Source organism: Micromonospora sp. NPDC005252 (genome assembly GCF_042872475.1).
Taxonomy (GTDB): Bacteria; Actinomycetota; Actinomycetes; order Mycobacteriales; family Micromonosporaceae; genus Micromonospora.
Window position 1 is genome coordinate 187,288 of sequence record NZ_JBIAKN010000003.1, and the last position, 23,493, is coordinate 210,780.

The 23,493-nt window shown below is 70.0% G+C and carries 22 protein-coding genes and 2 tRNA genes; 13 read left to right on the forward strand and 11 right to left on the reverse strand.

From position 1 onward, the window contains the following. Positions 1-4: 4 nt before the first annotated feature. The 7 genes from ACFYPH_RS10430 to rpmH form a co-directional block, all read right to left on the reverse strand. Entirely contained in the window at positions 5-1,324 is a 1,320-nt protein-coding gene (locus tag ACFYPH_RS10430) for a ParA family protein (RefSeq protein WP_354854831.1), read from the reverse strand. 255 nt (positions 1,325-1,579) lie between these two features. Continuing rightward, positions 1,580-2,497, reverse strand: a complete 918-nt coding sequence (gene rsmG, locus ACFYPH_RS10435) for a 16S rRNA (guanine(527)-N(7))-methyltransferase RsmG (RefSeq protein ID WP_387180806.1) — start codon at positions 2,495-2,497, stop codon at positions 1,580-1,582. A 4-nt stretch (positions 2,498-2,501) separates the two neighbouring features. Next, positions 2,502-3,185, reverse strand: a complete 684-nt coding sequence (locus ACFYPH_RS10440; protein ID WP_387180808.1) for a protein jag — start codon at positions 3,183-3,185, stop codon at positions 2,502-2,504. 214 nt (positions 3,186-3,399) lie between these two features. After that, a complete protein-coding gene (yidC, locus tag ACFYPH_RS10445; RefSeq protein WP_354854835.1) occupies positions 3,400-4,386 on the reverse strand; it encodes a membrane protein insertase YidC in 987 nt (328 codons plus the stop codon). Beyond that, on the reverse strand, positions 4,383-4,676 hold the full coding sequence (yidD, locus tag ACFYPH_RS10450) for a membrane protein insertion efficiency factor YidD (RefSeq protein WP_354854837.1): 294 nt from the start codon (positions 4,674-4,676) through the stop codon (positions 4,383-4,385). Before yidD ends, yidC begins: the two co-directional genes overlap by 4 nt. After that, positions 4,673-5,089, reverse strand: a complete 417-nt coding sequence (gene rnpA / locus ACFYPH_RS10455; protein WP_354854839.1) for a ribonuclease P protein component — start codon at positions 5,087-5,089, stop codon at positions 4,673-4,675. Before rnpA ends, yidD begins: the two co-directional genes overlap by 4 nt. Positions 5,090-5,123: 34 nt before the next feature. Next, complete coding sequence (rpmH, locus tag ACFYPH_RS10460; RefSeq protein WP_007453904.1) at positions 5,124-5,261, reverse strand: 50S ribosomal protein L34; 138 nt, start codon at positions 5,259-5,261, stop codon at positions 5,124-5,126. Between the two features lie 657 nt (positions 5,262-5,918). On the opposite strand from rpmH, the gene dnaA reads away from it, so the two are divergent. The 5 genes from dnaA (at position 5,919) to ACFYPH_RS10485 (ending at position 12,380) form a co-directional block, all read left to right on the forward strand. Continuing rightward, positions 5,919-7,712 carry a chromosomal replication initiator protein DnaA gene (gene dnaA, locus ACFYPH_RS10465; protein WP_387181460.1) on the forward strand — a complete coding sequence of 598 codons (1,794 nt, stop codon included), beginning with the start codon at positions 5,919-5,921 and terminating at the stop codon, positions 7,710-7,712. Between the two features lie 792 nt (positions 7,713-8,504). Beyond that, on the forward strand, positions 8,505-9,638 hold the full coding sequence (gene dnaN / locus ACFYPH_RS10470; RefSeq protein ID WP_354854842.1) for a DNA polymerase III subunit beta: 1,134 nt from the start codon (positions 8,505-8,507) through the stop codon (positions 9,636-9,638). Positions 9,639-9,678: 40 nt separating this feature from the next. Next, positions 9,679-10,551, forward strand: a complete 873-nt coding sequence (gene gnd, locus ACFYPH_RS10475; protein ID WP_354854844.1) for a phosphogluconate dehydrogenase (NAD(+)-dependent, decarboxylating) — start codon at positions 9,679-9,681, stop codon at positions 10,549-10,551. Between the two features lie 16 nt (positions 10,552-10,567). Beyond that, a complete protein-coding gene (recF, locus tag ACFYPH_RS10480; RefSeq protein WP_355133905.1) occupies positions 10,568-11,701 on the forward strand; it encodes a DNA replication/repair protein RecF in 1,134 nt (377 codons plus the stop codon). Positions 11,702-11,819: 118 nt separating this feature from the next. Next, on the forward strand, positions 11,820-12,380 hold the full coding sequence (locus ACFYPH_RS10485) for a DciA family protein (protein WP_354855010.1): 561 nt from the start codon (positions 11,820-11,822) through the stop codon (positions 12,378-12,380). Between the two features lie 11 nt (positions 12,381-12,391). Here ACFYPH_RS10485 and ACFYPH_RS10490 read toward each other — a convergent pair whose 3' ends face one another. After that, entirely contained in the window at positions 12,392-12,619 is a 228-nt protein-coding gene (locus tag ACFYPH_RS10490; protein ID WP_354854848.1) for a hypothetical protein, read from the reverse strand. Positions 12,620-12,709: 90 nt separating this feature from the next. Between ACFYPH_RS10490 and ACFYPH_RS10495 the strand changes: the two genes are divergently transcribed. Further along, positions 12,710-13,210: a MarR family winged helix-turn-helix transcriptional regulator gene (locus tag ACFYPH_RS10495; protein WP_387180816.1), complete on the forward strand. Its 501-nt coding sequence runs from the start codon at positions 12,710-12,712 to the stop codon at positions 13,208-13,210. Here the strand turns inward: ACFYPH_RS10495 and ACFYPH_RS10500 are convergent. Continuing rightward, entirely contained in the window at positions 13,195-13,749 is a 555-nt protein-coding gene (locus ACFYPH_RS10500) for a hypothetical protein (RefSeq protein WP_387180818.1), read from the reverse strand. The genes ACFYPH_RS10495 and ACFYPH_RS10500 overlap by 16 nt on opposite strands. A 522-nt stretch (positions 13,750-14,271) precedes the next feature. On the opposite strand from ACFYPH_RS10500, the gene gyrB reads away from it, so the two are divergent. The 6 genes from gyrB to ACFYPH_RS10530 all read left to right on the forward strand — a co-directional run bounded on the left by gyrB (position 14,272) and on the right by ACFYPH_RS10530 (position 21,556). Further along, complete coding sequence (gene gyrB, locus ACFYPH_RS10505; RefSeq protein ID WP_354854851.1) at positions 14,272-16,218, forward strand: DNA topoisomerase (ATP-hydrolyzing) subunit B; 1,947 nt, start codon at positions 14,272-14,274, stop codon at positions 16,216-16,218. 130 nt (positions 16,219-16,348) lie between these two features. Beyond that, positions 16,349-20,131: an intein-containing DNA gyrase subunit A gene (gene gyrA / locus ACFYPH_RS10510; protein ID WP_387180821.1), complete on the forward strand. Its 3,783-nt coding sequence runs from the start codon at positions 16,349-16,351 to the stop codon at positions 20,129-20,131. Between the two features lie 4 nt (positions 20,132-20,135). Continuing rightward, positions 20,136-21,041: a DUF3566 domain-containing protein gene (locus tag ACFYPH_RS10515; protein WP_354854853.1), complete on the forward strand. Its 906-nt coding sequence runs from the start codon at positions 20,136-20,138 to the stop codon at positions 21,039-21,041. A 152-nt stretch (positions 21,042-21,193) separates the two neighbouring features. Beyond that, positions 21,194-21,267, forward strand: a tRNA-Ile gene (locus ACFYPH_RS10520). Between the two features lie 42 nt (positions 21,268-21,309). Continuing rightward, a complete protein-coding gene (locus tag ACFYPH_RS10525; RefSeq protein WP_007453934.1) occupies positions 21,310-21,438 on the forward strand; it encodes a DLW-39 family protein in 129 nt (42 codons plus the stop codon). Between the two features lie 42 nt (positions 21,439-21,480). Then, positions 21,481-21,556: transfer RNA gene (locus ACFYPH_RS10530), tRNA-Ala, on the forward strand. Positions 21,557-21,788: 232 nt separating this feature from the next. Here ACFYPH_RS10530 and ACFYPH_RS10535 read toward each other — a convergent pair. Further along, the gene (locus ACFYPH_RS10535) at positions 21,789-22,517 is read right to left on the reverse strand and encodes an LPXTG cell wall anchor domain-containing protein (protein WP_354854855.1); all 729 of its coding nucleotides are present in this window, start codon (positions 22,515-22,517) and stop codon (positions 21,789-21,791) included. Between the two features lie 141 nt (positions 22,518-22,658). Between ACFYPH_RS10535 and ACFYPH_RS10540 the strand changes: the two genes are divergently transcribed. Further along, entirely contained in the window at positions 22,659-22,967 is a 309-nt protein-coding gene (locus ACFYPH_RS10540; protein ID WP_354854856.1) for a hypothetical protein, read from the forward strand. A 9-nt stretch (positions 22,968-22,976) separates the two neighbouring features. Here ACFYPH_RS10540 and ACFYPH_RS10545 read toward each other — a convergent pair whose 3' ends face one another. Next, positions 22,977-23,435: a hypothetical protein gene (locus ACFYPH_RS10545; RefSeq protein ID WP_387180826.1), complete on the reverse strand. Its 459-nt coding sequence runs from the start codon at positions 23,433-23,435 to the stop codon at positions 22,977-22,979. Positions 23,436-23,493: the final 58 nt, after the last annotated feature.

The window sequence follows — 23,493 nt, forward strand, 5'->3', positions numbered from 1 at the left end:
CCCACTACGCATTCCGACCCACCGGCTCCTTGACGCCCCGCTCGGCGATCTCCTGGGCGGCCTCGAAGTAACTCGTGGCGCCCCGCGAACCGGGATCGTAGGTCATCACCGACTGGCCGTAGCTGGGTGCCTCGGAGACCCGCACGTTGCGGGGGATGACCGCTTGGAGGACCTTGTCGCCGAAGTGGTTCCGGACGTCCTGCTCGACCGCGTCCGCGAGGCGGGTACGCCGGTCGTACATGGTGAGCAGGATGGTGGACACGTCGAGCTTCGGGTTGAGGTGTTGCCGCACCAGGTTGATGTTGTTGATCAGCTGGTTGAGCCCCTCCAGGGCGTAGTACTCGCACTGGATCGGGATCAGCACCTCCTGCGCGGCGACCAGAGCGTTGACCGTGAGCAGGCCGAGCGAGGGCGGGCAGTCGATGAAGACGTAGTCGAACTGGCCCGGGTAGGCGGCGATCGCGCGGTCGAGGCGCGACTCCCGCGCCACCACCGACACCAGCTCGATCTCCGCGCCGGCGAGGTCGATCGTGGCCGGTACGCACCACAGGTTGGGGATGCCCTCAACCGCCTGCGCCACCTCGGAGAGCGGCACGCTGTTGATCAGACAGTCGTAGACGTCGGGGATGCCGGTGTGGTGCGGCACGTTGAGGCCGGTCGAGGCGTTGCCCTGCGGGTCAAGATCGACCACGAGCACCCGGTTGCCATGCAGGGCGAGTGCCACCGCGAGGTTGACCGTGGTCGTGGTCTTACCCACGCCGCCCTTCTGGTTGGCGACGCACATGACCCGGGTCCGGTCCGGTCGAGGCATGGTCACCTCGCCACTGGGATTCAGGATCTGCACGGCGCGCATCGCCTCCATAGCCAACGGTGGGTCATCCTCTTCGCGCGTCGGGGTTTCACGTGAAACGTACGTGGGATCGGCCGCGACCGCGGCCAGCGACTCGGTCGACGTGACCGGTACGTCCGGGACCACCGGCGCCGCATCGCGTGCCGCCGCTGCGGTCGGCTGGTGCGGCACTGCCGGCTCGAAGCGAACCGCCGCGGCCGTGTTCCGCCGGCCGAGCGGCTGTCGCACCTCGGCGGCGTTGACCGGTCGACTGGGTCCGTCGGATGCTCGACGACCAGCCGTCGGCTCGGGAGTCTCCAACCCGGCGAGGTGAACCGCCGGGTCGTCCCGCGATACCAGCGGATCGCTGTCCGCTGGAGGGGTGGACGCCCCGGTGGCACCGGGCGACCAGCTGGGGTAGTCGGTTTCACGTGAAACAGGGTCGCTGGTTGACCCGGTCACGCGTGGATCGTCGTACCTGCCGTCGTCATGCACCTGTCATCCCTGCCCGCTTCGGATGGTCGGTCCGCGCCCCGGTCAACTTGGCCACACCCGCGCTCGCACCCCGGAGCGTACGGCCCCTCGGGAGCGGTCGGAGTCCGCGACGTCCGTCGGCCGCTCCACATTATCGACGCGCGGTCAGCCTACGGCGGACGGGCGCGGCCGGTCCACGTCGGGTTCTCATTCGCTCGTCCATCCGTACCGGTACAACGAGGCAACCCTCCGACCGGACGCCCGATGGCGCGATGGTCAGCGGCGGCGAGCTCGCCCGCCGCGGGAGCGCTTACTGGCAGCCGGCCGGGCCGGACCGACCATCCGCTCACGGACGATCTCCACCACGGTCGTGGGCGGGTCGATCACCCCGACACCACAGAGGTGTACGGCGGCTTCCCCGCCACCGAGTCGCGCCACGACGTCGGCGTGCTCCTCGATCTCCGCAGCGGCGGACGATCCCTTGAGCGCCAGCAGCCGCCCACCCCGCACGGCCAGTGGGAGGCACCAGGTCGCCAACCGGTCCAGCGGTGCGACCGCGCGGGCCGTCACCACGTCGCCGCTGATCGGTTCCCGGCCACTCGATCCGCTGGCGGCTTCGTCGGCGCGGCCGCGGAACACCCGTACCGACCTGGTCAGGCCGAGCCGCTCAACGACCTCGATCAGGAACGACGTCCGCCGAGCCAGCGGTTCGATCAGGGTGACCGTCAGGTCGGTGCGCGCGATGGCCAGCACCAGACCGGGCAGACCGGCGCCGGAGCCCACGTCGAGCACGCTCGCCCCGGTCGGAATGCGTTCGACCACCGCGGCGCAGTTGAGCAGATGACGGTCCCAGATCCGGGGCGCCTCGCGCGGGCCGATCAGACCGCGGACCACACCGTCGGTGGCCAGGATTTCGGCGTACGCGGCGGCCAGGTCGAGCCGGTCACCGAAGAGGGTCAGTGCGGCCGGGGCCAGCTCGGGCGGCAGCGCGACGTCCGACGGCGACGGTGTGCCGTCGGCCGAGGCGGCCGGTGGCGCCGAACCGTCGGCCGAGAGAGCCGAGGACGGGCCGGCGGCAGCCTCGTCGTCCCCCGTCGGGTCGGTGTCGGCAGTGGCACGCCGGACAGCGGACGGCCCGGACGGCGTACCGCCCGGGCCGGTCACGGCGTCAGCCGTGGTGTCGTCGTGGGTCACCCGGTCAGTCCGCCGGTCGCACGACGATGCGCCGGTTGGGCTCGACGCCCTCCGACTCGCTCTCCACGCCGGACATGGCGTTGACGACGTCGTGGACGCACTTGCGCTCGAACGCGGACATCGCCTCCAGGCGCACCGGCTCGCCGTACTCCTTGACCTTCTCGACGGCGTTCTTGGCGACGGCGGCGAGTTCCTTGCGGCGGTTCGCCCGGTAGCCGCCGACGTCGAGCAGCAGGCGGCTCGGCGTACCGGTCTGCCGGAAGACGGCGAGGCGGGTCAGCTCCTGGAGCGCCTCCAGGGTGGCGCCGCGCTGACCGACCAGGTTCTGCAGTCGAGCACCGACCACCTCGACCACCGGACGACCGCCGGCGACCAGCTCGTCGATGTCGCCGTCGTAGTCGAGGATGTCGAGCAGCCCCTCGACGTAGTCGGCCGCGATCTCGCTCTGCCGGAACAGGTCGGACTCGCCCACGGCCTTCTTCTCACGACCACCGGCGGCGGCCTCGGTGTCGTCGCCGTCGGCCTCGGTGTCGTCGCCGTCGGCCTCGGTGTCGTCGCCGTCGGCCTCGGTGTCGTCGCCGTCGGCCTCGGTCTCGTCGTCCTCGGTGTCGTCGCCGTCCACCGCGAGCGTCGCGGTCTCCTCCTCGTCCAGGGACTGCTCGGCGCGGGGGATGCTGGTCTCGGTCACGGTCTCATCTCCGTACTCGCTCGGCCGGACCGTCGGGTCCGCTGGTTTCCCGGGGCCGGCGGGAGGTCGCCGGTGCCCACGGGCACGTCTGTACGGGCAGTGTCGCCCGTGACCGCGTCGTGCGCGGTCGGTTCCGCCCGGCGCCGGCCGTACGGCGGCTGCGCGGTGCGGGGTCGGGCCGCCGCCGGTTGCCCGGCGACGGGCCCTACGGGGTTCAGCCCTGCCGCTTGGCCGGGCGGCTCTTCTTCGGGTTGGCCGGCTTGGCGCCCGGCTTCGGGCCCGCCACCTTCGGCGCGGTCGCCTTGACCGGGGCCGTGGGGGCGGCCTTGCCGCGCCCGAACAGGCCGCCCGACTTGGCGGGCTGCACCGGGTTGCGAGTGGCCGCGGGGGCGGTGGCCTTCTTGGCGGTCACCGGCGGCGGGAACTTCCGCAGCACCCACTGCTGCTGCCCGAGGGTGAAGAGGTTGTTCGTGACCCAGTAGATGATCACACCGATCGGGAAGATCGAGCCGGAGATCAACAGCGAGGCGGGGATGCCGTAGAGCATCAGCCGCTGGATCATCCGCTGCTGCGGGTCCTCAGCCCACCCGGTCTTGAGGATCATCTGACGGCTGGTCAGGTAGGTGGTCGCGATCATGACCAGGACCAGGATACCGGCGATGATCTTGACCGTGGTGCCGTTGGCGCCGAGACGGGCCAGCTCGTCGGCGCTGGAGCCGAACTTGCCGGCGATCGGGGCGGTGAACAGCTTGGCGTTCGACGCGCTGTCGAACTGTTCGACCGTCCAGCCGTAGAGGGTCTTGCTCTGCTTGGCCGGGTCGAGGCGGCGCAGCACGTGGAAGAGGCCGAGGAAGACGGGGATCTGGAGGAACATCGGAAGGCAGCCCATGAGCGGGTTGGCCTTTTCCTTCCGGTAGAGCTCCATCATTTCCTTCTGGAGCGTCTCCCGGTCACCCTTGTGCTTCTCCTGCAGCTCCTTGACCTTGGGCTGCAGTGCCTGCATCGCCCGCTGAGACTTGATCTGCTTGACGAAGACCGGGAACAGGATCACCCGGACGGAGACCACCAGGAAGACGATGGCCAGGATCCAGGCGAAGTTGGTGCCGATCACCGCGTCGATGGGCACCCCGATGGCGTCCCAGGCGGAGTGCCAGGTCAGCAGGATCCACGAAATCGCGTAGTAGATCCAGTCGAGACTCAATTCGGTGCTCCAGTCACATCGGCACGGCGGCGACCGCCCGGCTCCGGCACCGGGTCATGTCCACCAGGGTGGAAGGGGTGGCAGCGCAACAGCCGCCGGACCGCCAGCGCGGCTCCCCGGAGCGCGCCGTGCCGGGCCACCGCCTCCTGGGCGTACGCACTGCACGACGGGTAGAACCGACAGCGAGCCGGCAGTGCCGGACTTATCCACCGACGGTACGCGATGATGGGCGCGATCAGCACCCTGGCACCGGTTGACGTCGGGCGCGGGGCGGTCGGGTCGGTGCTCACCGGGACCGCCTCTCCCGGGGGGTGCGGGCAACCGCGATGGCGGAGTCCAGATCCGCGGCGAGCCGGGGATACGACGCCTCGGCCGCGGCGGGCAGCGCCCGGACGACAAGGGTGCTGCCGGCGGGCAGCGCGTCCAGCCGCTCCCGGACCAACGCCCGCAGTCGACGCCGGACCTTGTTGCGGACCACCGCGTTTCCGACGGCCTTGGATACGACGAAGCCGGCGCGGGCCGGAGCGGAGGGCTGCTCCGCAACGGTGTCCCGCGCCGGCTCCGGCGAGGTCGTTGTGCTGGTCCCGGTGGCCGACGGCATGGTCAGGTGGACCACGACCGCGCCTCGGCCGACGCGACGGCCACCGCGAACCGCTGCGGCGAAGTCAGTGCTACGCCGCAGTCGCTGTGCGGCGGCCAGCACGACTGCCCACGTCCCCCGGACCGGCCCGGTCGGCTCAGGCCGACAGGGTGGTGCGACCCTTGGCGCGGCGGCTCGAGAGGATGGCACGGCCGGCACGGGTGCGCATGCGCAGCCGGAAGCCGTGGGTCTTCGCGCGCCGGCGGTTGTTCGGCTGGTAGGTGCGCTTGCTCACGTCAGGCTCTCCGTTTTCGTACGCGCCCCGCGCGACGGGATCGCCGGGGTCGTGGGGTGGTCCAGGCCACCTCGACGGTGGCCACCGATCGGTGCTGCCCTGCGGAGCCGAACCTCGGCGGTGCGGGGATGCGACCGCGGACAGCAAGCACCCATCACCCTAGCAGAGGACGAGAGAGCAGCCGCTCCAGCCTACGCAGGGGTGCAATGACCGTCAAACACCCACAGCGGGGGACATCGGGACGCGCCCGGGACCGAAGGGGCGGTTTTCGCTGATGCCGACAAGGCCGCTGCCGCGTCGCCGGTTGATGGGGCAGGGACAACGCTGTTACCGTGCCCGATTGCGGTGAGCGTCGGAAGCTCCGGTCGTCGCGCGCAGGCAAGACCGGACACGCTGGTGAATCGTTCGGCACGGTGAACCCGCTTCAGCGCACGTCCAGGCAGGGGGCAGGTCCCACCCGCGCCCGGCGGGCGGCCACAATCGGTCGGTACACAGGCTGTGGATAACCTGTGGACGACCGCTGGTCAGCTGTCCGGGTGGGTGTTGTTCCACCCGCGCACGCGGCGGGCCCGGGACGGCCGGCTGGCAGACAGCGGCGGCCGGGAGCAGAGGCGAGGGGGTGGCACGACGGTGGCCGGTACGACCGACCTTGCCGCGGTGTGGTTGGCGGCGACCGACGAGCTCGCCGACGAGATCATCTCTGCCCAGCAACGTGCCTACCTCCGGCTGACCCGGCTCCGGGCGATCGTCGAGGACACCGCGCTGCTCTCCGTACCGGACGCGTTCACCCGGGACGTGATCGAGTCGCGGCTCCGCCCGGCGATCACCGAGGCGCTGACCCGCCGGCTCGGCCGGCCGATCCAGGTGGCCGTGACCGTGCGGGTGGCCGAGGACGCCACCGGGCGCCCGGCCGGCACCGTCTACCGCAGCACCCCCGAGCCGGGGCTGCTCGACGTCGAGGATCCGCCGTCCGCCCCGCTCGGCGACGAGTACACCGGGCGAGGTGTGGCCGACGAGGCAATTGGTGAGCAGCAGCGCCCACCCGCGAGCGCCGTGCCGCCGGCACCGGCGGGTCCGCCTCCCGCGTCGGCCGTCGACGGGCACCGGTCCGGCCTGATCCCCGCCAGCCGGGACGGGCAGGAGGCCCTCTTCAGCGCGGCCTTCGTGGAGCCGATGCGGTCGCCCCGACCGGCGCCCGAGCGGCGCGGGTACGACGAACAGGCGGCCCGCCTCGACCCGCCCGGCCCCGACACCCGGCCCTACGAGCCCCGCTACCGCGAGGACGCCGCGTCCCCCCGGGACCAGCACGTGATCCGTTCGCTGCCCCGTGACGGTGCGACGGACAGCGGTCCGGGCCGCAGTGGGATGGAACACCGCGCGGGCGGCCGCGACGACCGCCGACTGCCCGGCACCGACACCGGCGGCAACCGGCTGAACCCGAAGTACATGTTCGAGACGTTCGTCATCGGCTCGTCCAACCGGTTCGCCCACGCGGCGAGCGTGGCGGTGGCCGAGTCGCCGGCGAAGGCGTACAACCCGCTGTTCATCTACGGCAGCTCTGGGTTGGGCAAGACGCACCTGCTGCACGCCATCGGGCACTACGCCACGACGCTCGGCAACGCCCGGTCGGTGCGGTACGTCTCGACCGAGGAGTTCACCAACGACTTCATCAACTCGCTGCGGGACGACAAGACCAGCGCGTTCCAGCGGCGCTACCGCGACGTCGACATCCTGCTGATCGACGACATCCAGTTCCTGGAGAACCGCGAGCGTACGCAGGAGGAGTTCTTCCACACCTTCAACACCCTGCACAACGCCAACAAGCAGATCGTCATCACCTCGGACCGGTCGCCGAAGCAGTTGGCCACGCTGGAGGACCGGCTGCGGACGCGCTTCGAGTGGGGCCTGCTCGCTGACATCCAGCCGCCGGATCTGGAGACGCGGATCGCGATCCTGCAGAAGAAGGCGGCGCAGGAGCGGCTGTACGCCCCGCCGGACGTGCTGGAGTTCATCGCCTCCCGGGTGTCGAACTCGATCCGGGAGCTGGAGGGCGCGCTGATCCGGGTGACCGCGTTCGCGAGCCTGACGCGGTCGACCGTCGAGCTGTCGCTGGCCGAGGAGGTGCTGCGGGACTTCATCCCGGACGGCGCCGGCCCGGAGATCACGGCGGACCAGATCATGGTCTCCACGGCCGACTACTTCGGGGTGAGCCTGGAGGACCTGCGCGGCCAGTCCCGCTCCCGGGTGCTGGTCAACGCCCGCCAGGTGGCCATGTACCTGTGTCGGGAGCTGACCGAGTTGTCGCTGCCCCGGATCGGGCAGGCGTTCGGCGGCCGGGACCACACCACGGTCATGCACGCGGACCGCAAGATCCGCCAGCAGATGGCCGAGCGGCGTTCGCTCTACAACCAGATCGCCGAGCTGACCAACCGAATCAAGCAGAACACCTGAGGGATACGTCGCACGACGCGGCGGACACGCCCGGCCGGAGATCCGGCCGGGCGTTCTTTTTTTCGACTCCGGCGGGCCTCGGCTCGCCTCCCGGGCGGCTTCGGCTTGACCCTCGACATGGTGCAGACCACAGGATCGACGCCGTGTCCACCTTGATACTCACTCGTTGTCCACAGCTCGTTATCCACCGTCGGTGGATAACTACGGTCCGTCCTCCGCCAGTTACCCACAGGCTGTGGAGAAACCCTGTGTACGACGCTGTGGACGGCTGGGGACAACGACGAGGTTGTCCACCGATGATCGTCGACCTGTGTACGAGCTGTTGAAGGTTCTGGGGACAACGGCAATGGTGATCTTCTCGGTCGTCCACAGGCATGGGGAGAAAGTCGGTGGATTACCGGTGGACAACCGGTGGACAACGGTGGACAACCGGCCGTCGTCGCCGGGCTGTGGACACCCGAGGCAGTTGTACCCCCGGTTCTCCACAGCCAACTCACCGGTGGATAACCTGTCTGAGCTGCGCAGACCCGAGTTCTCCACAGTTTGCACAGGTGCGATGAAGACGATGGGTTATCTCTTCTAAGAGAACAAAAACCAATCACCGTTGGGCTTTCTGTGGATCGGGCCGAACGCTGCCGGACAGGCCGGTCAGCATCGACACGATCCACGGGGTCGGGCGCACAGCCGATGTCCCTGCGCCCTAAGGTGCGATGGGTACCCGCACGGTCGGGCGGGACGGTAGGCAGCGGTCGGCATGAGAGAGTTGTCGCTGACGTCGACGCGGAGGCATTGATGAAGTTCCGAGTGGAGCGCGACGCGCTCGCCGAGGCCGTGGCGTGGACCGCGAAGAGCCTGCCGAACCGGCCATCCGTACCGGTGCTCGCCGGGGTGATGCTCCGCGTCACCGACGGCAACCTGCGGGTCTCCGGCTTCGACTACGAGGTTTCCAGTCAGGTGACCGTCGAGGTGCAGGGTGACGCCGACGGCGCCGCGCTGGTCTCCGGTCGCCTGCTCGCCGAGATCACCAAAGCGTTGCCGGCCAAGCCGGTCGACATCGCTGCGGTCGGCGCCCACCTCGAACTGGTCTGCGGCAGCGCCCGGTTCACCCTGCCCACCATGCCGGTGGAGGACTACCCCGCCCTGCCCGAGATGCCGCAGAGCGCCGGCACCGTCGACGCCGCGGCGTTCGCCACAGCGGTCTCCCAGGTGGCCATCGCCGCCGGCCGGGACGAGACGCTGCCGATGATGACCGGCGTCCGCGTCGAGCTCTCCGGCAACACGCTGTCGATGCTCGCCACCGACCGGTACCGGCTGGCGTTGCGCGAGATCCAGTGGCGGCCCGACGACCCCGAGGTCAGCATCAACGCCCTGGTCCCGGCCCGCACCCTGAACGACACCGCCAAGGCGCTCGGCCCGCTGGGCGGCGAGGTCACCCTCGCCCTCGCTCAGGGCGCGGCGGGCGAGGGCATGGTCGGCCTCGCCGGCGGCACCCGTCGCACCACCAGCCGGCTGCTCGACGGCGCCAACTACCCGCCGGTGCGCTCGCTCTTCCCGGCCACCCACAACGCCGAGGCCCGGGTGTCGGTCAGCACCCTGATCGAGGTCGTCAAGCGGGTCGCCCTGGTGGCCGAGCGCACCACCCCGGTGCTGCTCAGCTTCAGCGCCGACGGGCTGGTGGTCGAGGCCGGCGGCTCCGAGGAGGCACGGGCGAGCGAGGCGATGGAGGCCACCTTCACCGGTGACGCGCTGACCATCGGCTTCAACCCGCAGTACCTCATCGACGGCCTGGCGAACCTGGGCTCGCAGACCGCCGTGCTGTCGTTCGTCGACGCCTTCAAACCCGCGGTGATCTCACCCGCCGGCGAGGATGGCGAGACCATTCCGGGGTATCGGTACCTCATCATGCCGATCCGCGTGTCTCGCTGATCGCGCCCAGCAACACCCAGATCCACGGAGGTAGGAACAAATGCAGCTCGGCCTGGTAGGACTCGGCCGGATGGGCGGCAACATGCGCGAGCGGTTGCGGGCTGCCGGCCACGAGGTGGTCGGTTTCGATCACAACCCGCAGCTGAGCGACGCGGCAAGCCTCGCCGAGCTGGCGCAGAAGCTGGAATCGCCGCGGGCGGTCTGGGTCATGGTGCCCGCCGGCGTCACCGACGCCACGATCGACGAACTCGCCGGGGTGCTCGGCGAGGGCGACATCATCATCGACGGCGGCAACTCCCGCTTCAGCGACGACGCCCCCCGGGCCGAGCGGTTGAACGAGCGCGGCATCGGCTACGTGGACGTCGGCGTCTCCGGGGGCGTCTGGGGCCGGCAGAACGGCTACGGGCTGATGGTCGGCGGCGCCCAGGAGCACGTCGACCGGCTCATGCCGATCTTCCAGGCGCTCAAGCCGGAGGGTGAGTTCGGTTTCGTGCACGCCGGCCCCGTCGGCGCCGGGCACTACTCGAAGATGGTGCACAACGGCATCGAGTACGGCCTCATGCACGCCTACGCCGAGGGCTACGAGCTGTTGACCGCCTCCGAGCTGGTGACCAACGTCCCGGGCGTGTTCAAGTCCTGGCGCGAGGGCACCGTGGTCCGCTCCTGGCTGCTCGACCTGCTGGACCGGGCCCTCGACGAGGATCCGGAGCTGGCCGACCTGAGCGGCTACACCGAGGACACCGGCGAGGGTCGCTGGACCGTCGACGAGGCGGTCCGTCTCGCCGTCCCGCTGAACGTCATCACCGCCTCCCTGTTCGCCCGGTTCGCCTCCCGGCAGGACGACTCACCCGCCATGAAGGCCGTCGCCGCGCTGCGCCAGCAGTTCGGTGGCCACGCCGTCCACAAGCGCTGAGCGGTATCCACACCCTGTGTACGTCCAGCGGCTGGAACTGGTCGACTTCCGCTCGTACGAGCGGGTCGCCGTCGACCTCCAGCCGGGGGCGAACGTCCTGATCGGCGCCAACGGCGTCGGCAAGACCAATCTCGTCGAGGCGCTCGGCTACGTGGCGACCCTGGATTCGCACCGGGTCGCCACGGACGCGCCGCTGGTCCGGATGGGCGCCACCTCGGCGGTGATCCGCTGCGCGGTAATCCACGACGGCCGGGAACTCCTCGTTGAGCTGGAGATCGTGCCGGGCCGGGCCAACCGGGCGCGGCTGGGCCGCTCCCCGGCGCGCCGGGCGCGGGACGTGCTCGGCGCCCTGCGACTGGTGCTCTTCGCGCCGGAGGACCTGGAGCTGGTCCGCGGCGATCCGGCCGAGCGCCGTCGCTACCTGGACGACCTCCTGGTCAACCGGCAACCCCGCTACGCGGGCGTACGGGCCGACTACGAGCGGGTCGTCAAGCAGCGCAACGCTCTGCTGCGCACCGCGTACCTCGCCCGCAAGACCGGCGGCTCCCGGGGCGGCGACCTCGGCACCCTCGCCGTCTGGGACACCCACCTGGCCCAGCACGGCGCGGAGCTGCTCGCCGGGCGGCTGGAGCTGGTCGCCGCGCTCACCCCGCACGTCGCCAAGGCGTACGACGCGGTGGCCGCCGGACGGGGTGCGGCCGGTATCGCCTACCGGCCGTCGATCGAGCTGGCCGAGCCGACCACCGACCGGGCCACGCTGGCCGAGGCGCTGACGACCGCGCTCGCCGCCTCCCGCACCGCCGAGATCGAACGGGGAACCACCCTCGTCGGCCCGCACCGCGACGAGCTGGCCCTGTCCCTCGGTCCGCTCCCCGCCAAGGGGTACGCCAGCCACGGCGAGTCCTGGTCCTTCGCGCTCGCCCTGCGGCTGGCCGGGTACGACCTGCTGCGCGCCGACGGTATCGAGCCGGTCCTGGTGCTCGACGACGTCTTCGCCGAGCTGGACACCGGGCGCCGGGAGCGGCTGGCGGAGCTGGTCGGCGGGGCGAGTCAGCTGCTGGTCACCTGCGCCGTGGACGACGACGTGCCGGCCGCGCTGCGCGGCACCCGCTATCAGGTCGGCGAGGGGACGGTACGACGTGTCGGATGAACCGGACGCCAGGCGGTCAGGCGCCAACCGCACCGGCAGCGGCCGGCAGGCCGGTGACGCCGCGAACGCGCGTACCGCACGGTCGGGAGCGACCGGAGGCGGCGCCGGCGGTCCGGTCGTGGCCGGAAGCGGCGCGGCCGGTGTCGACGGCGGCGGGCCGGCGGACGGTGCGACCGGGCCGGAGCTGGCCCGGGCGGTGCTCGACGCGGCGCTGTCCCGCCGGCAGGCGGCGGCGCGCACCCGGCGTACCCCCGGGAGCGGCGCGGACGGCGCCAGCGGCTCGGGACGGCGGCTGCGTGGCTACTCGGGCCCCGGCCCCGACCCGCGCGACCCGCAACCCCTCAGCGCCGTGCTGAACCGGTTGGTCAAGGCGCGCGGCTGGCAGCAGCCCGCCGCCGAGGCCACCGTGTTCGGCGCCTGGGAGCGGGTGGTCGGCGCCGAGGTCGCCCAGCACAGCCGGCCGGTCAAGCTGGAGAACGGCGAACTGACCGTGGAGGCGCGCTCGACGGCCTGGGCGACCCAACTGCGGCTGCTCGCCGGCTCGCTGCTCAAGCAGATCGCCCAGGAGGTCGGGCACAACGTGGTGCGCAAGCTGCACATCCACGGCCCGGCCGCGCCGTCCTGGCAGAAGGGGCCGCGCCGGGTCCGCGGTCGGGGGCCGCGCGACACGTACGGCTGAGCCCGGCCCTCTCAGCGCCGCCGGTCGGCTTCGCGGGCCGCCCGCTTGCGCTCGCGCTGCTCCTGGGTGTAGCGCTTGCGCTCGGCCAGGTCGCGTTTCCACGCCTCGCGGGCCTCGGCCGAGCCACCCTGCACGGCGCCCGCGACCCCGTCGGCCGGGCCGGCGAGGTTCCGGAACGTCCACCGCATCAGGCGACCACCCTCGCCCGGCGTCCTGTTCGCCGTGCCGTCCTCGCTCATCCGCAGTCCCTCCACGCGATCAGTTGCCACACCAATGATTGGCACACCAACGATCGCTACGATAGTCAGCATGCAGTCAGCGAGCAACCGATGAGCGGGCAGCCGGAGGGCGTCGATCCGTTGGCGCTGGAGCAACAGGTCTGCTTCGCCCTGTCGGTCGCCGCACGCAGCGTGGTGGCCGTCTACCGGCCGCTGCTGGAACCGATGGGGCTGACCCACCCGCAGTACCTGGTGATGCTGGCGCTGTGGCAGCACGCGCCGCTGTCCGGCCGCGACCTCAGCCGCCTGCTGCAGCTCGACCCGGGCACCCTGTCGCCCCTGCTCAAGCGGCTCGAAGCAGCCGGCTACCTGCGCCGGGAACGCGACGCCGCCGACGAGCGCAGCCTCGCCGTCACCCTCACCGCCACCGGTGCCGCGCTGCGCGCCCAGGCCGAGCGGATCCCGGCCGCGATCGTGCAACGCCTCGGGCTGCCCGTCGAGGACCTGCAGCACCTGCACGCGGTGCTCACGCAGGTGATCGCGGCGGCCAACCGGCCCGGCGGCGACCCGGCCGCCCCGCAGAGCGGGACGGCCGCTCAGACGTCGGCGTAGACGGCGAAGCCGCGCTCGGCGCAGCGTCGGTAGAACGCCGCCAGCACGCCCAGCTCCGCACAGGTGAAGTTCCACTGCGGCGGATCACCGCGCTCGTCGCGCAGCGCGTCGAGTCGGGTCTCCAGCCAGCGCAGCTGCTGCTCGGCCAACCGGCCGTCGCCGAGCAGCGCCCGCAGCACCGTGCTCACCGAGTCGAAGGTGATTGTCTCGCCGTACTCCCGGTGGCCGGCCACGAACCGCTCGATGCCGCCGGCGATCCAGGCGCAGCCGTCCGGGTCGATCACCGGATCCTCGTCCTCGGCGGCGGCGTCTGTGGCATACAACACACCTTCGAGGCCGAGCAGGAGATCCACCAGCTCGGTGTACGCGGTCGCCCGGACGGTGCCGGTCTTCGCGATCAGCTCGGCCAGCGCCGCCGTCGGCGCGGAGATCCGTGGCAGGTCGACGATCTCGCCGAAGTCGACGAACTCGGCCGGCGCCACCGGATCGTAGAAGCGGCCGGTCCGCGGCCAGTGCACCGCGACGTTGTCCAGCCCCATCTGTCACCTCTTAGAGAGCACGTGTCGGGTCGATCGGGTCGATCGTCCCGGTTCCGGCCGGTAAAGATCAAGGCCGCTTCCGGGGCGCCGCAAACGTACGGCACGGACGGTCCGGCCGCGACCCCCGACCCGCCCGAGCGCGGGTCAACCCGTCCGGGGGCGGCGCGTCCGATCAAAGCCTGGCGTGTGGGGGGAGTCGAGGGTAATGGGGTTCTGCCGGCTACGGACATCTCAGCCGCCTCGTTGAGGGTGCCGAGTGGTGGTTCTGTCCTCCGCGCACAGTAGGATTGACAGTGAGACGAAGACCCGGTGCGGGGCGAGGGACGGGGCCGGTGGCCCCAGCATCATTCTCCACTCCGGGTTGAGCCGATCGCGATCCGCGGGCAACCGCGGCGACCGGCGCGTTCGACCCGCTGTCCGGAGGTCTCGGGCACCGGTCCACGCGTCGACGTCGCGTCCTGTCCGCCGAACCCGCGCCCGACGCGCCCTCCCGGCGCCGACGACGCGAGAAAGTGGCCGAGGGTGGCAGCGCAGGACAAGCAGGAGTACGGCGCAGAGTCGATCACCGTTCTCGAGGGGCTGGAGGCGGTTCGCAAGCGGCCCGGTATGTACATCGGGTCCACCGGCGAACGCGGTCTGCATCACCTCGTCTGGGAGGTCGTCGACAACGCGGTCGACGAGGCGCTGGCCGGATACTGCGACACCATCGACGTGGTGCTGCTCGCCGACGGCGGCGTCCGGGTCACCGACAACGGCCGAGGCTTCCCCGTCGACCTGCACCCGAAGCTGAAGAAGCCGGGTGTCGAGGTCGCGCTGACCATCCTGCACGCCGGCGGCAAGTTCGACGGCAAGGCGTACGCGGTCTCCGGCGGTCTGCACGGCGTCGGCGTCTCCGTCGTGAACGCGCTCTCCACGCGGATGTTCGTCGAGATCCACAAGTCCGGCTCCGTGTGGCGGCAGCACTACACCAACTCCAAGCCGAGCCCGCTGGAGAAGGGCGAGGCCACCGACCGCACCGGCTCGGCGGTCTCCTTCTGGCCGGACCCCGACGTCTTCGAGACGGTCGACTTCGACTTCCAGACCATCTACCGGCGCCTACAGGAGATGGCCTTCCTCAACCGTGCCCTGCGCATCCACCTGCTCGACGAGCGGGTGGCCGAGGAGGAGGACGGCCGGCAGCGCGAGGTCACCTTCTTCTACGAGGGCGGCATCGCCGACTTCGTCCGGCACCTCAACGCCTCCAAGAACCCGATCCACAAGACGGTGGTCGAGTTCGAGGCCGAGGAGGAGGGCATGTCGGTTGAGATCGCCATGCAGTGGAACGAGTCGTACGGCGAGTCGGTCTACACCTTCGCCAACACGATCAACACCCACGAGGGCGGCACTCACGAGGAGGGCTTCCGGTCCGCGCTGACCAGCGTGGTGAACCGGTACGGCACCGACAAGAAGCTGCTCAAGGGCGACGAGAAGCTCTCCGGCGAGGACATCCGGGAAGGGCTCGCGGCGATCATCTCGGTCAAGCTGGCCAACCCGCAGTTCGAGGGCCAGACCAAGACCAAGCTCGGCAACACCCCGGTGAAGAGCTTCGTGCAGCGGGTCTGCAACGACCGGCTGGTCGACTGGTTCGACCGCAACCCGGCCGAAGCCAAGATGATCATCACGAAGGCGTCCCAGGCGGCCCGTGCCCGGATCGCCGCGCAGCAGGCGCGCAAGCTGGCCCGGCGCAAGTCGCTGTTGGAGTCCGGCTCGATGCCGGGCAAGCTGGCCGACTGCCAGTCGACCGACCCCCGCGAGTCCGAGGTGTTCATCGTCGAGGGTGACTCGGCCGGTGGCTCGGCCAAGCAGGGCCGCGACCCGCGGACCCAGGCGATCCTGCCGATCCGCGGCAAGATCCTCAACGTGGAGAAGGCCCGGATCGACCGGGTCCTGAAGAACAACGAGGTCCAGGCGCTGATCACCGCGCTGGGCACCGGCATCCACGACGACTTCGACATGGAGAAGCTGCGCTACCACAAGGTGGTGCTGATGGCCGACGCGGACGTCGACGGCCAGCACATCCAGACGCTGCTGCTCACCCTGCTGTTCCGCTTCATGCGTCCGCTGGTCGAGCTGGGTCACGTCTACCTGGCCGCTCCGCCGCTCTACAAGATCAAGTGGAACAAGAAGGGCGACGACGCGCAGTACGCCTACTCCGACCGCGAGCGGGACGGGCTCATCGCGCTGCGCCAGCAGAAGAAGCCGAACGCCAAGCCGGACGACATCCAGCGCTTCAAGGGCCTCGGCGAGATGAACTATCCCGAGCTGTGGGAAACCACGATGAATCCGGCGACGCGTACCCTGCGTCAGGTCACGCTCGACGACGCCGCAACCGCGGACGAGTTGTTCAGCGTCCTGATGGGTGAGGACGTCGAGGCGCGCCGGTCGTTCATCCAGCGCAACGCCAAGGACGTGCGGTTCCTGGATATCTGACGGACCTCGGCGGGCCGGTCGGGCACCACCCGGCCGGTTCGCCGGTCCACAGAGTTATCCACAGCTTGGTCGGTATCCACAGCCGTTATCCACAGCACGAAAACGACTCTGAGTCTGATAAGGGTATACAGTGACCGATTCCCCCGAGTCCACACCGAACGAGCCCGAGGTTCCCGCCGAGGCACTCGCCGCCGTGGTCGCGCACGACCGGATCGAGCCGGTCGGCCTCGAGGTGGAGATGCAGCGCTCCTACCTCGACTACGCGATGAGCGTGATCGTCGGGCGCGCGCTGCCGGACGTCCGGGACGGGCTCAAGCCGGTCCACCGCAAGATCCTCTACGCGATGTTCGACTCCGGCTACCGGCCGGACCGCGGCTACGTGAAGTGCTCCCGGGTCGTCGGCGACGTGATGGGTCAGTTCCACCCGCACGGCGACTCGGCGATCTACGACGCGCTGGTCCGGATGGCGCAGCCCTGGTCGCTGCGCTACCCCCTGGTCGACGGCAACGGCAACTTCGGCTCGCCGGGTAATGATCCGGCTGCGGCGATGCGTTACTGTATTTCGGGAAATGTCCGTATTCGTACTGCCGATGGTAGCGTGCGGATCGCGGACATGGTGGCGGACGCCGCGCCGTCCAGCGAGACCGACATCGACCTGAAGGTCCGCGACCGCAACGGCGACCTGGTCCGCGCCTCGAAGTTCTTCCACTCCGGCGAGCACCCCACCCTGCGGCTGCGGACCCGCGAGGGGTACGAGCTGACCGGTACGCACAACCACCCGGTGCTCTGCCTGGTGGACGTGGCGGGCGTGCCGACCCTGCTGTGGAAGCTGCTCGCCGAGATCGCCCCCGGCGACCGGGTCGTCCTCCAGCGCAGCGTGCCGGACGAGATCGGCTACCCGATGCTGGAGCACGTCGAGGCTGCTGTCCTCGCCGGTGCTTTCGTCAGCGAGGGCTGGGTCTCCCCGAACCGGGCCGGGTTCAACAACGTCGACCGGGAGTTCTTCGTCCGGGTTCTCGCGGCCTACGACCTTGCGGTGGGCGGTCCGCGTTACGCCAGCGAGCGGGTCATCGCCTCCGGCAGCACTCTGCACGAACTCGACGTGCAGGACCTCAGCGCGCTGCGGACGAGCCTTCTCGGCGACCTTGTGGGCGCTCGTAGCGCCGCGAAGTTCGTTCCCGAGTTCGTCTGGCAGGGGCCGGCCGCGGTCAAGCGGGCGTTCCTCCAGGCGCTGTTCGAGGGTGACGGCTCGTCGTCGCTGCTGCCGCGCAACACCATGCAGATCTCGTACTCGACCCGCAGCGAGCGCCTGGCGGCCGAGGTCCAGCAGCTGCTGCTGGAGTTCGGTGTGATCAGCCGGCAGACCCGCTACGACAATGGCGAGATCAAGGTCGTGGTGACCAACCGTCGCGACGCCCGAATCTTCGCCGCGCACGTCGGGTTCCTCGGTCGGAAGCAGGCCAAGTTGGAGGCCGAGCTGGCCCAGGTGCCGGCGAGCAGCACGGCGCTCTCCAGCGACCACGTGCCGTTGGTCGCCGACTTCATCCGTGAGCACGGCGCGCAGCGCTGGACGGAGCGGGACTGGCTGCGCCGGCACAACGTGGACCGGGTCGAGCGGTGGGAACGCGACCGCGACGAGATCGCGGCCCGGATCACCAACTCCGAGGTGCTCGACGTGGTCGAGCCGTTGGTCGACGGGCGGTTCTACTACGCCGAGGTGGCGCAGATCACGGACGCCGGCGTGCAGCCGGTCTACAGCGTCCGGGTGGACACCGACGACCACTCGTTCGTCTCGGACGGGTTCGTCAGCCACAACACCGAGTGCAAGCTCGACCCCCTCGCGATGGAGATGCTGCGGGACATCGACGAGGACACCGTCGACCTGCAGGACAACTACGACGGCCGGGCCAAGGAGCCCACGATCCTGCCGTCGCGGATCCCCAACCTGCTGGTGAACGGCTCCGAGGGCATCGCGGTCGGCATGGCCACCAAGATCCCGCCGCACAACCTGCGGGAGATCGGCGCGGCGGTGCAGTGGTGCCTGGAGCACCCTGAGGAGGACGAGGAGACCACCCTCGAAGCCCTGCTCGGCATCGTCAAGGGCCCGGACTTCCCGACCCACGGCCTGATCGTCGGCACTACCGCCATCCAGGACGCGTATCGCACGGGTCGTGGTTCGATCCGGATGCGGGCCGTGGTGGAGGTCGAGGAGGACAAGCGGGGTCGGCCCTGCCTGGTCGTCAGCGAGCTGCCCTACCAGGTCAACCCGGACAACCTGGCCGAGCGGATCGCTGAGCTGATCAAGGAGGGCAAGCTCGCCGGCATCGCCGACATCCGCGACGAGTCCTCCGGGCGTACGGGCATGCGGATCGTGCTGGTGCTCAAGCGCGACGCGGTCGCCAAGGTGGTGCTGAACAACCTCTACAAGCACACCCAGCTCCAGGAGACCTTCGGCGCCAACATGCTGGCGCTGGTCGACGGGGTGCCGCGCACGCTCAACCTGGCCCAGTTCATCCGCTACTACGTCGAGCACCAGATCGACGTGATCCGCCGGCGGACCGCGTTCCGGCTGCGCAAGGCCGAGGAGCGGGCGCACATCCTGCGCGGTCTGGGCAAGGCGCTGGACGCGCTGGACGAGGTGATCGCCCTGATCCGGCGCTCGCCGACCGTGGACGACGCCCGGCAGGGCCTGATCCGGCTGCTGGAGATCGACGAGATCCAGGCGACCGCGATCCTGGACATGCAGCTGCGCCGCCTCGCCGCCCTGGAGCGGCAGCGGATCGTCGACGACCTGGCCAAGCTCGAAATCGAGATCGCCGACCTCAAGGACATCCTCGCCAAGCCGGAGCGGCAGCGCCGGATCGTCTCGGAGGAGCTGGGCGAGATCGTTGCCAAGTGGGGCGACGAGCGGCGTACGCAGATCATTCCGTTCGACGGCGAGGTCTCGATGGAGGACCTCATCGCCCGGGAGGACGTGGTCGTCACGATCACCCGGACGGGGTACGCCAAGCGGACCAAGGTCGATCTGTACCGCTCGCAGCGGCGCGGCGGCAAGGGCGTCAGTGGCGCCACGCTGCGGCAGGACGACATAGTGAGCCACTTCTTCGTATGCTCGACGCACGACTGGATCCTGTTCTTCACGAACAAGGGTCGGGTGTACCGGGCCAAGGCGTACGAGTTGCCGGAGGCCAGTAGGGTAGCCAAGGGCCAACACGTGGCCAATCTGCTCGCCTTCCTACCTGACGAGCAGATCGCGCAGATCATCGAAATCCCGAACTACCAGGTAGCCCCCTATCTGGTACTGGCCACGAAGAACGGCCTGGTGAAGAAGACGCGGCTCGAGGAGTTCGACTCCAACCGTTCCGGCGGAATCATCGCGATCAACCTGCGCGATGAGGACGAGCTGGTCGGTGCTGCGCTGGTGGCGCCGGAGAACGACCTGCTGCTGGTCTCCAAGAAGGCGCAGGCGATCCGGTTCAACGCCTCCGACGAGGCGCTGCGGCCGATGGGCCGGGCCACCTCGGGCGTGATCGGCATGCGCTTCACGGACGACGACGTCCTGCTCGCCATGGAGGTCGTTCGGGACGGTTTGGACGTCCTGGTGGCCACGAACGGGGGATACGCGAAACGTACCCCGATCGAGGAATACCCGGTGCAGGGCCGGGGAGGTAAGGGCGTGCTGACTGCGAAGATCACCGAACGGCGCGGTGGTCTGGTCGGTGCCGTGGTGATCGACCCAGACGACGAGTTGTTCGCGATCACCAGCAACGGTGGTGTCATCCGGACTCCGGTGAAGCCTGTACGCCGTACGCGTGACCGGAACACAATGGGGGTCAAGCTGATGGACCTCCCGGACGGCGTGACTATCGTGGCGATTGCTCGCAATGCCGACGAGCCTGACGAACAGGACTAGTTGAATGACGGAGACACAGGCGAAGTCGGGGAACACGGGGACCTCGGCCAACCCGGTCGACGAGGAGGCCGCCAAGGGCGGCACACCAGCGACCGGCCGCGCGGCCGTGGGCCGGGCCACGGTTCCCGCCGACGCGCCTGCCCCGAAATTCACCCGGGCTCCCGGCATGACACCTCCGCCGGAGCAGCCCGGCGAGGACGGGGGATCGGGCGACGCCAAGGCCGAGACGTCGGCTGTCGAGGCACCGACGTCCGCCGGGGTGGCCCCCGCGGCGGCCGCCCCGACTCCGGCTCGGCCGACGACCACCCAGCCGATCAACACCCGGCCCGGTCAGGCGACATCGACCGGGGCCACCGGCACCCAGCCGCGGATCACGCCGGGCATGACCCAGCCCGACTCGGGGCGTACGGCCGCTGGCGGTCGCCCCGCGAGCGGTGGTGGCCTGCCGCCGGGGATCGGCAACGCGTCGGCCGTCGGGGCCGCTCGCGTGGGTGAGGCGGTACGCGCCGCGCGTACCTCGGTCAGCTCGGCGGCGTCCCGCGGACCGCGCCGGGCCCGGCTGAACCTCAAGCGGATCGACCCCTGGTCCGTGATGAAGTTCGCGTTCGCCGTCTCGGTGGTGCTGTTCATCGTCGTGGTGGTCGCCACGTCGGTGCTCTACCTGGCGCTGGACGCGATGGGCGTGTTCCAGAGCGTCAACGACAGCCTCAGCGACCTGGTCAACGCGGGCGGTGGGCAGAGCACCAACGGGTTCCAGATCACCGCCAAGGGCGTGATCCTCAGCTCGGCGCTGATCGGCCTGGTCAACGTGGTGCTGTTCACCGCGCTGGCCACGCTGGGAGCATTCGTCTACAACGTCTGCGCCGACCTGGTCGGCGGGATCGAGCTGACGCTCGCCGAGCGGGACTGAGTGTGACCGGGGCGCCGGGGCACCGCGGAATGCGGTCGCTCCGGCGCCCCGTACTCGGTTAGGTTTTGCAGGCGGCGACGGCCCGGCTCGCAGGTTCGGACCCCGATTTGGGGCCGGCAGAGCGGATGGGTTAATCTTGCTCGTCGCAACGCGGGGCTATAGCTCAGTCGGTTAGAGCGCAGAGCTGATAACTCTGAGGTCGATGGTTCGATTCCATCTAGCCCCACCGCACATCGTCCGACGCTAGTCGAGCGCGAGGGGTCGCCCCATGTTCAAGAAGCTGCTGATCCTGGCCGGCGTCGTCGGCGTGGCTGCCGTCGTCTTCAACAAGGTCAAGGCCGCCAACGACGAGCGTGCCCTGTGGCACGAGGCGACCACCGCGCCCGACCTGCGCTGACGTCCGGCCGGCGGCGAGCGACGCACCGCCGCCGCCGCTCACGGGGCCCTAGCTCAACTGGCAGAGCACTGCCTTTGCAAGGCAGGGGTTAGGGGTTCGAGTCCCCTGGGCTCCACCATCACTTCCCCCTCGGCCCCGCGCCCCGAGTCTCGTGGTCGTGGACCGAGCGGTGCTGATCGTTGACGCATGAGCGGCATGACACGCCGAGCGTCGAGCTGCTGCGCTGTCAACGATCTGAGCCGGCGACTCCCGCGTCACCGCGGAACGGACTCCTGACCAACCAGCATGACGTCGTTGAACGCCAACGCGCCCGGCCCGACGAAGTGTCGGACCGGGCGCGTCAGATCGAGCTACGCCACGAAGCGGGAGCGGCGTCGCCGTGCGAGCACGAAGCTCGCGCCACCGACGAGCAGGAGCGCACCGCCGATGCCGGCCACGGTCGCGGTGTCGGCACCGGTCAGCGGCAGTCCGCCGCCCTCGCCGCCGGCAGCGACCGGGCTCGTGGAGGTGGCCGCGGTCGGAGTGACGGTCGTCGTGGCGCTCGGAGTCGGAGTGGGCTGCGACGAGGCCGTCGTCGTCGGCGTCGGGGTGGGCTGCGACGCGCAGTCGAGCGCACGCGCGGCGTACAGGCCCTCGTTCAGGTAAGCCAGGTAGCCATCGGTGGTCGCGTCGTCGAGCGTCGTCTGCGCGGCCTTCTTCACCTTGGGGCCGGCGCCGGTCAACGTCTGGTCCACCTTGACCCGCAGATTCACCGACCAGACGGTCTGCACGTCCTTCTTGAGGAATGCGCGGAGATCGTCCGAGCTGCCATCGAGTTTCTTCTGAATGACGTCAGGCAGGGTGGGCAGGGACTCGGTGTTCGCGGCGTACAGGATCTGGGCCGTCAGCACCCGGAGCTGGGTGGTGGTGGCGGTGTCCAGGTCGATGGTGAAGAGCTCGCGGATGTCCTTGTACGTCTTGCGCTCGACCGTCTGGCAGGTTTCGTTGAGCCCGGGCGACCCGGTCTGCGCCACCGCCGGTGCCGCCGGAACCATAAAGGCCAGCGCTATTGCCACGCCGGCCGGGATCTTCCATCGCATGTGGATCTTCCTCCCCGTTGTAGATCAAAGACTGGGGATATTACCGTCGTCTGGGGATTGGCGAGGCCCCGGAAGGCTCGCTCACTGACCGCTTCGGCAATTGCCTGTCGGGTCGGGCAGCGCACTTGTCATGATCCGTGGATGGATGAGCAACCAACCTCCGTCACCGTGCACATCTACTGTCGGGTCGAGGTGGTCGTCACCGACCCCGCAGCGGTCACCGGTCACGCGATCGCCGACCTGCGTGCGGCCGACATCGACTGGTCCGAAGAGGCGGACGATCTCGAGACGGCCGTCGAGGAACTACGGTCGGACCTCGCCACCTCCCTGGCGGCTGTGGTGGACATCAGCCAGCTCGGTGACGGCATACCGGGCGTGGAGTTTCGCGGTGGTCTGTGTTGGGCCGAACAGGGGCCGGCCCGGGACCCGTTCCGTGCCGAAGAGCGGTGACGGAGGGCGTCAGAAGCGGGAGCGCCGCCGGCGGTCCAAGCGCTGAAAGCGCGGACCGGCCCAGAGCCAGAAGAGCGACGCCGTCAATCCAGTGGCCCCCATGGCGACGATCACGCCTCGGGGCAGCTCGGTGTTGACCGGCATCGGCATGCAGCTGGCCGGGGTGTAGTCGACTGTCAGTCGCTGGTACAGCGGGGGTAGCCGCCGCTCGGGGAACGACCGCTCGTAGATGCCGCAGGTGGTCGGCCCGTCGGCCGTGTCGACGCGTACCAGCACGTAGGGGCCTTGGGCGGTCTGGGCCGGTTCCACCGCGACCACCGTCGCCGGCATCAGCACGCCGGCCGGTGGGGGCGGCTCGCGGTCGTCGGTGACACCGATCAGTACCAGCAGGCTGCACGGCACCAGCAGCGCCAGCGGTAGGGCCGGCCAGGCCTTCGGACGAGTTCCATTGGCCAAGAACGACGGCATGGCGTCAGGCTAGTCAGCGAGATCAATGAGGGTGCCCGGCCCACTGCCAATCCGCCGC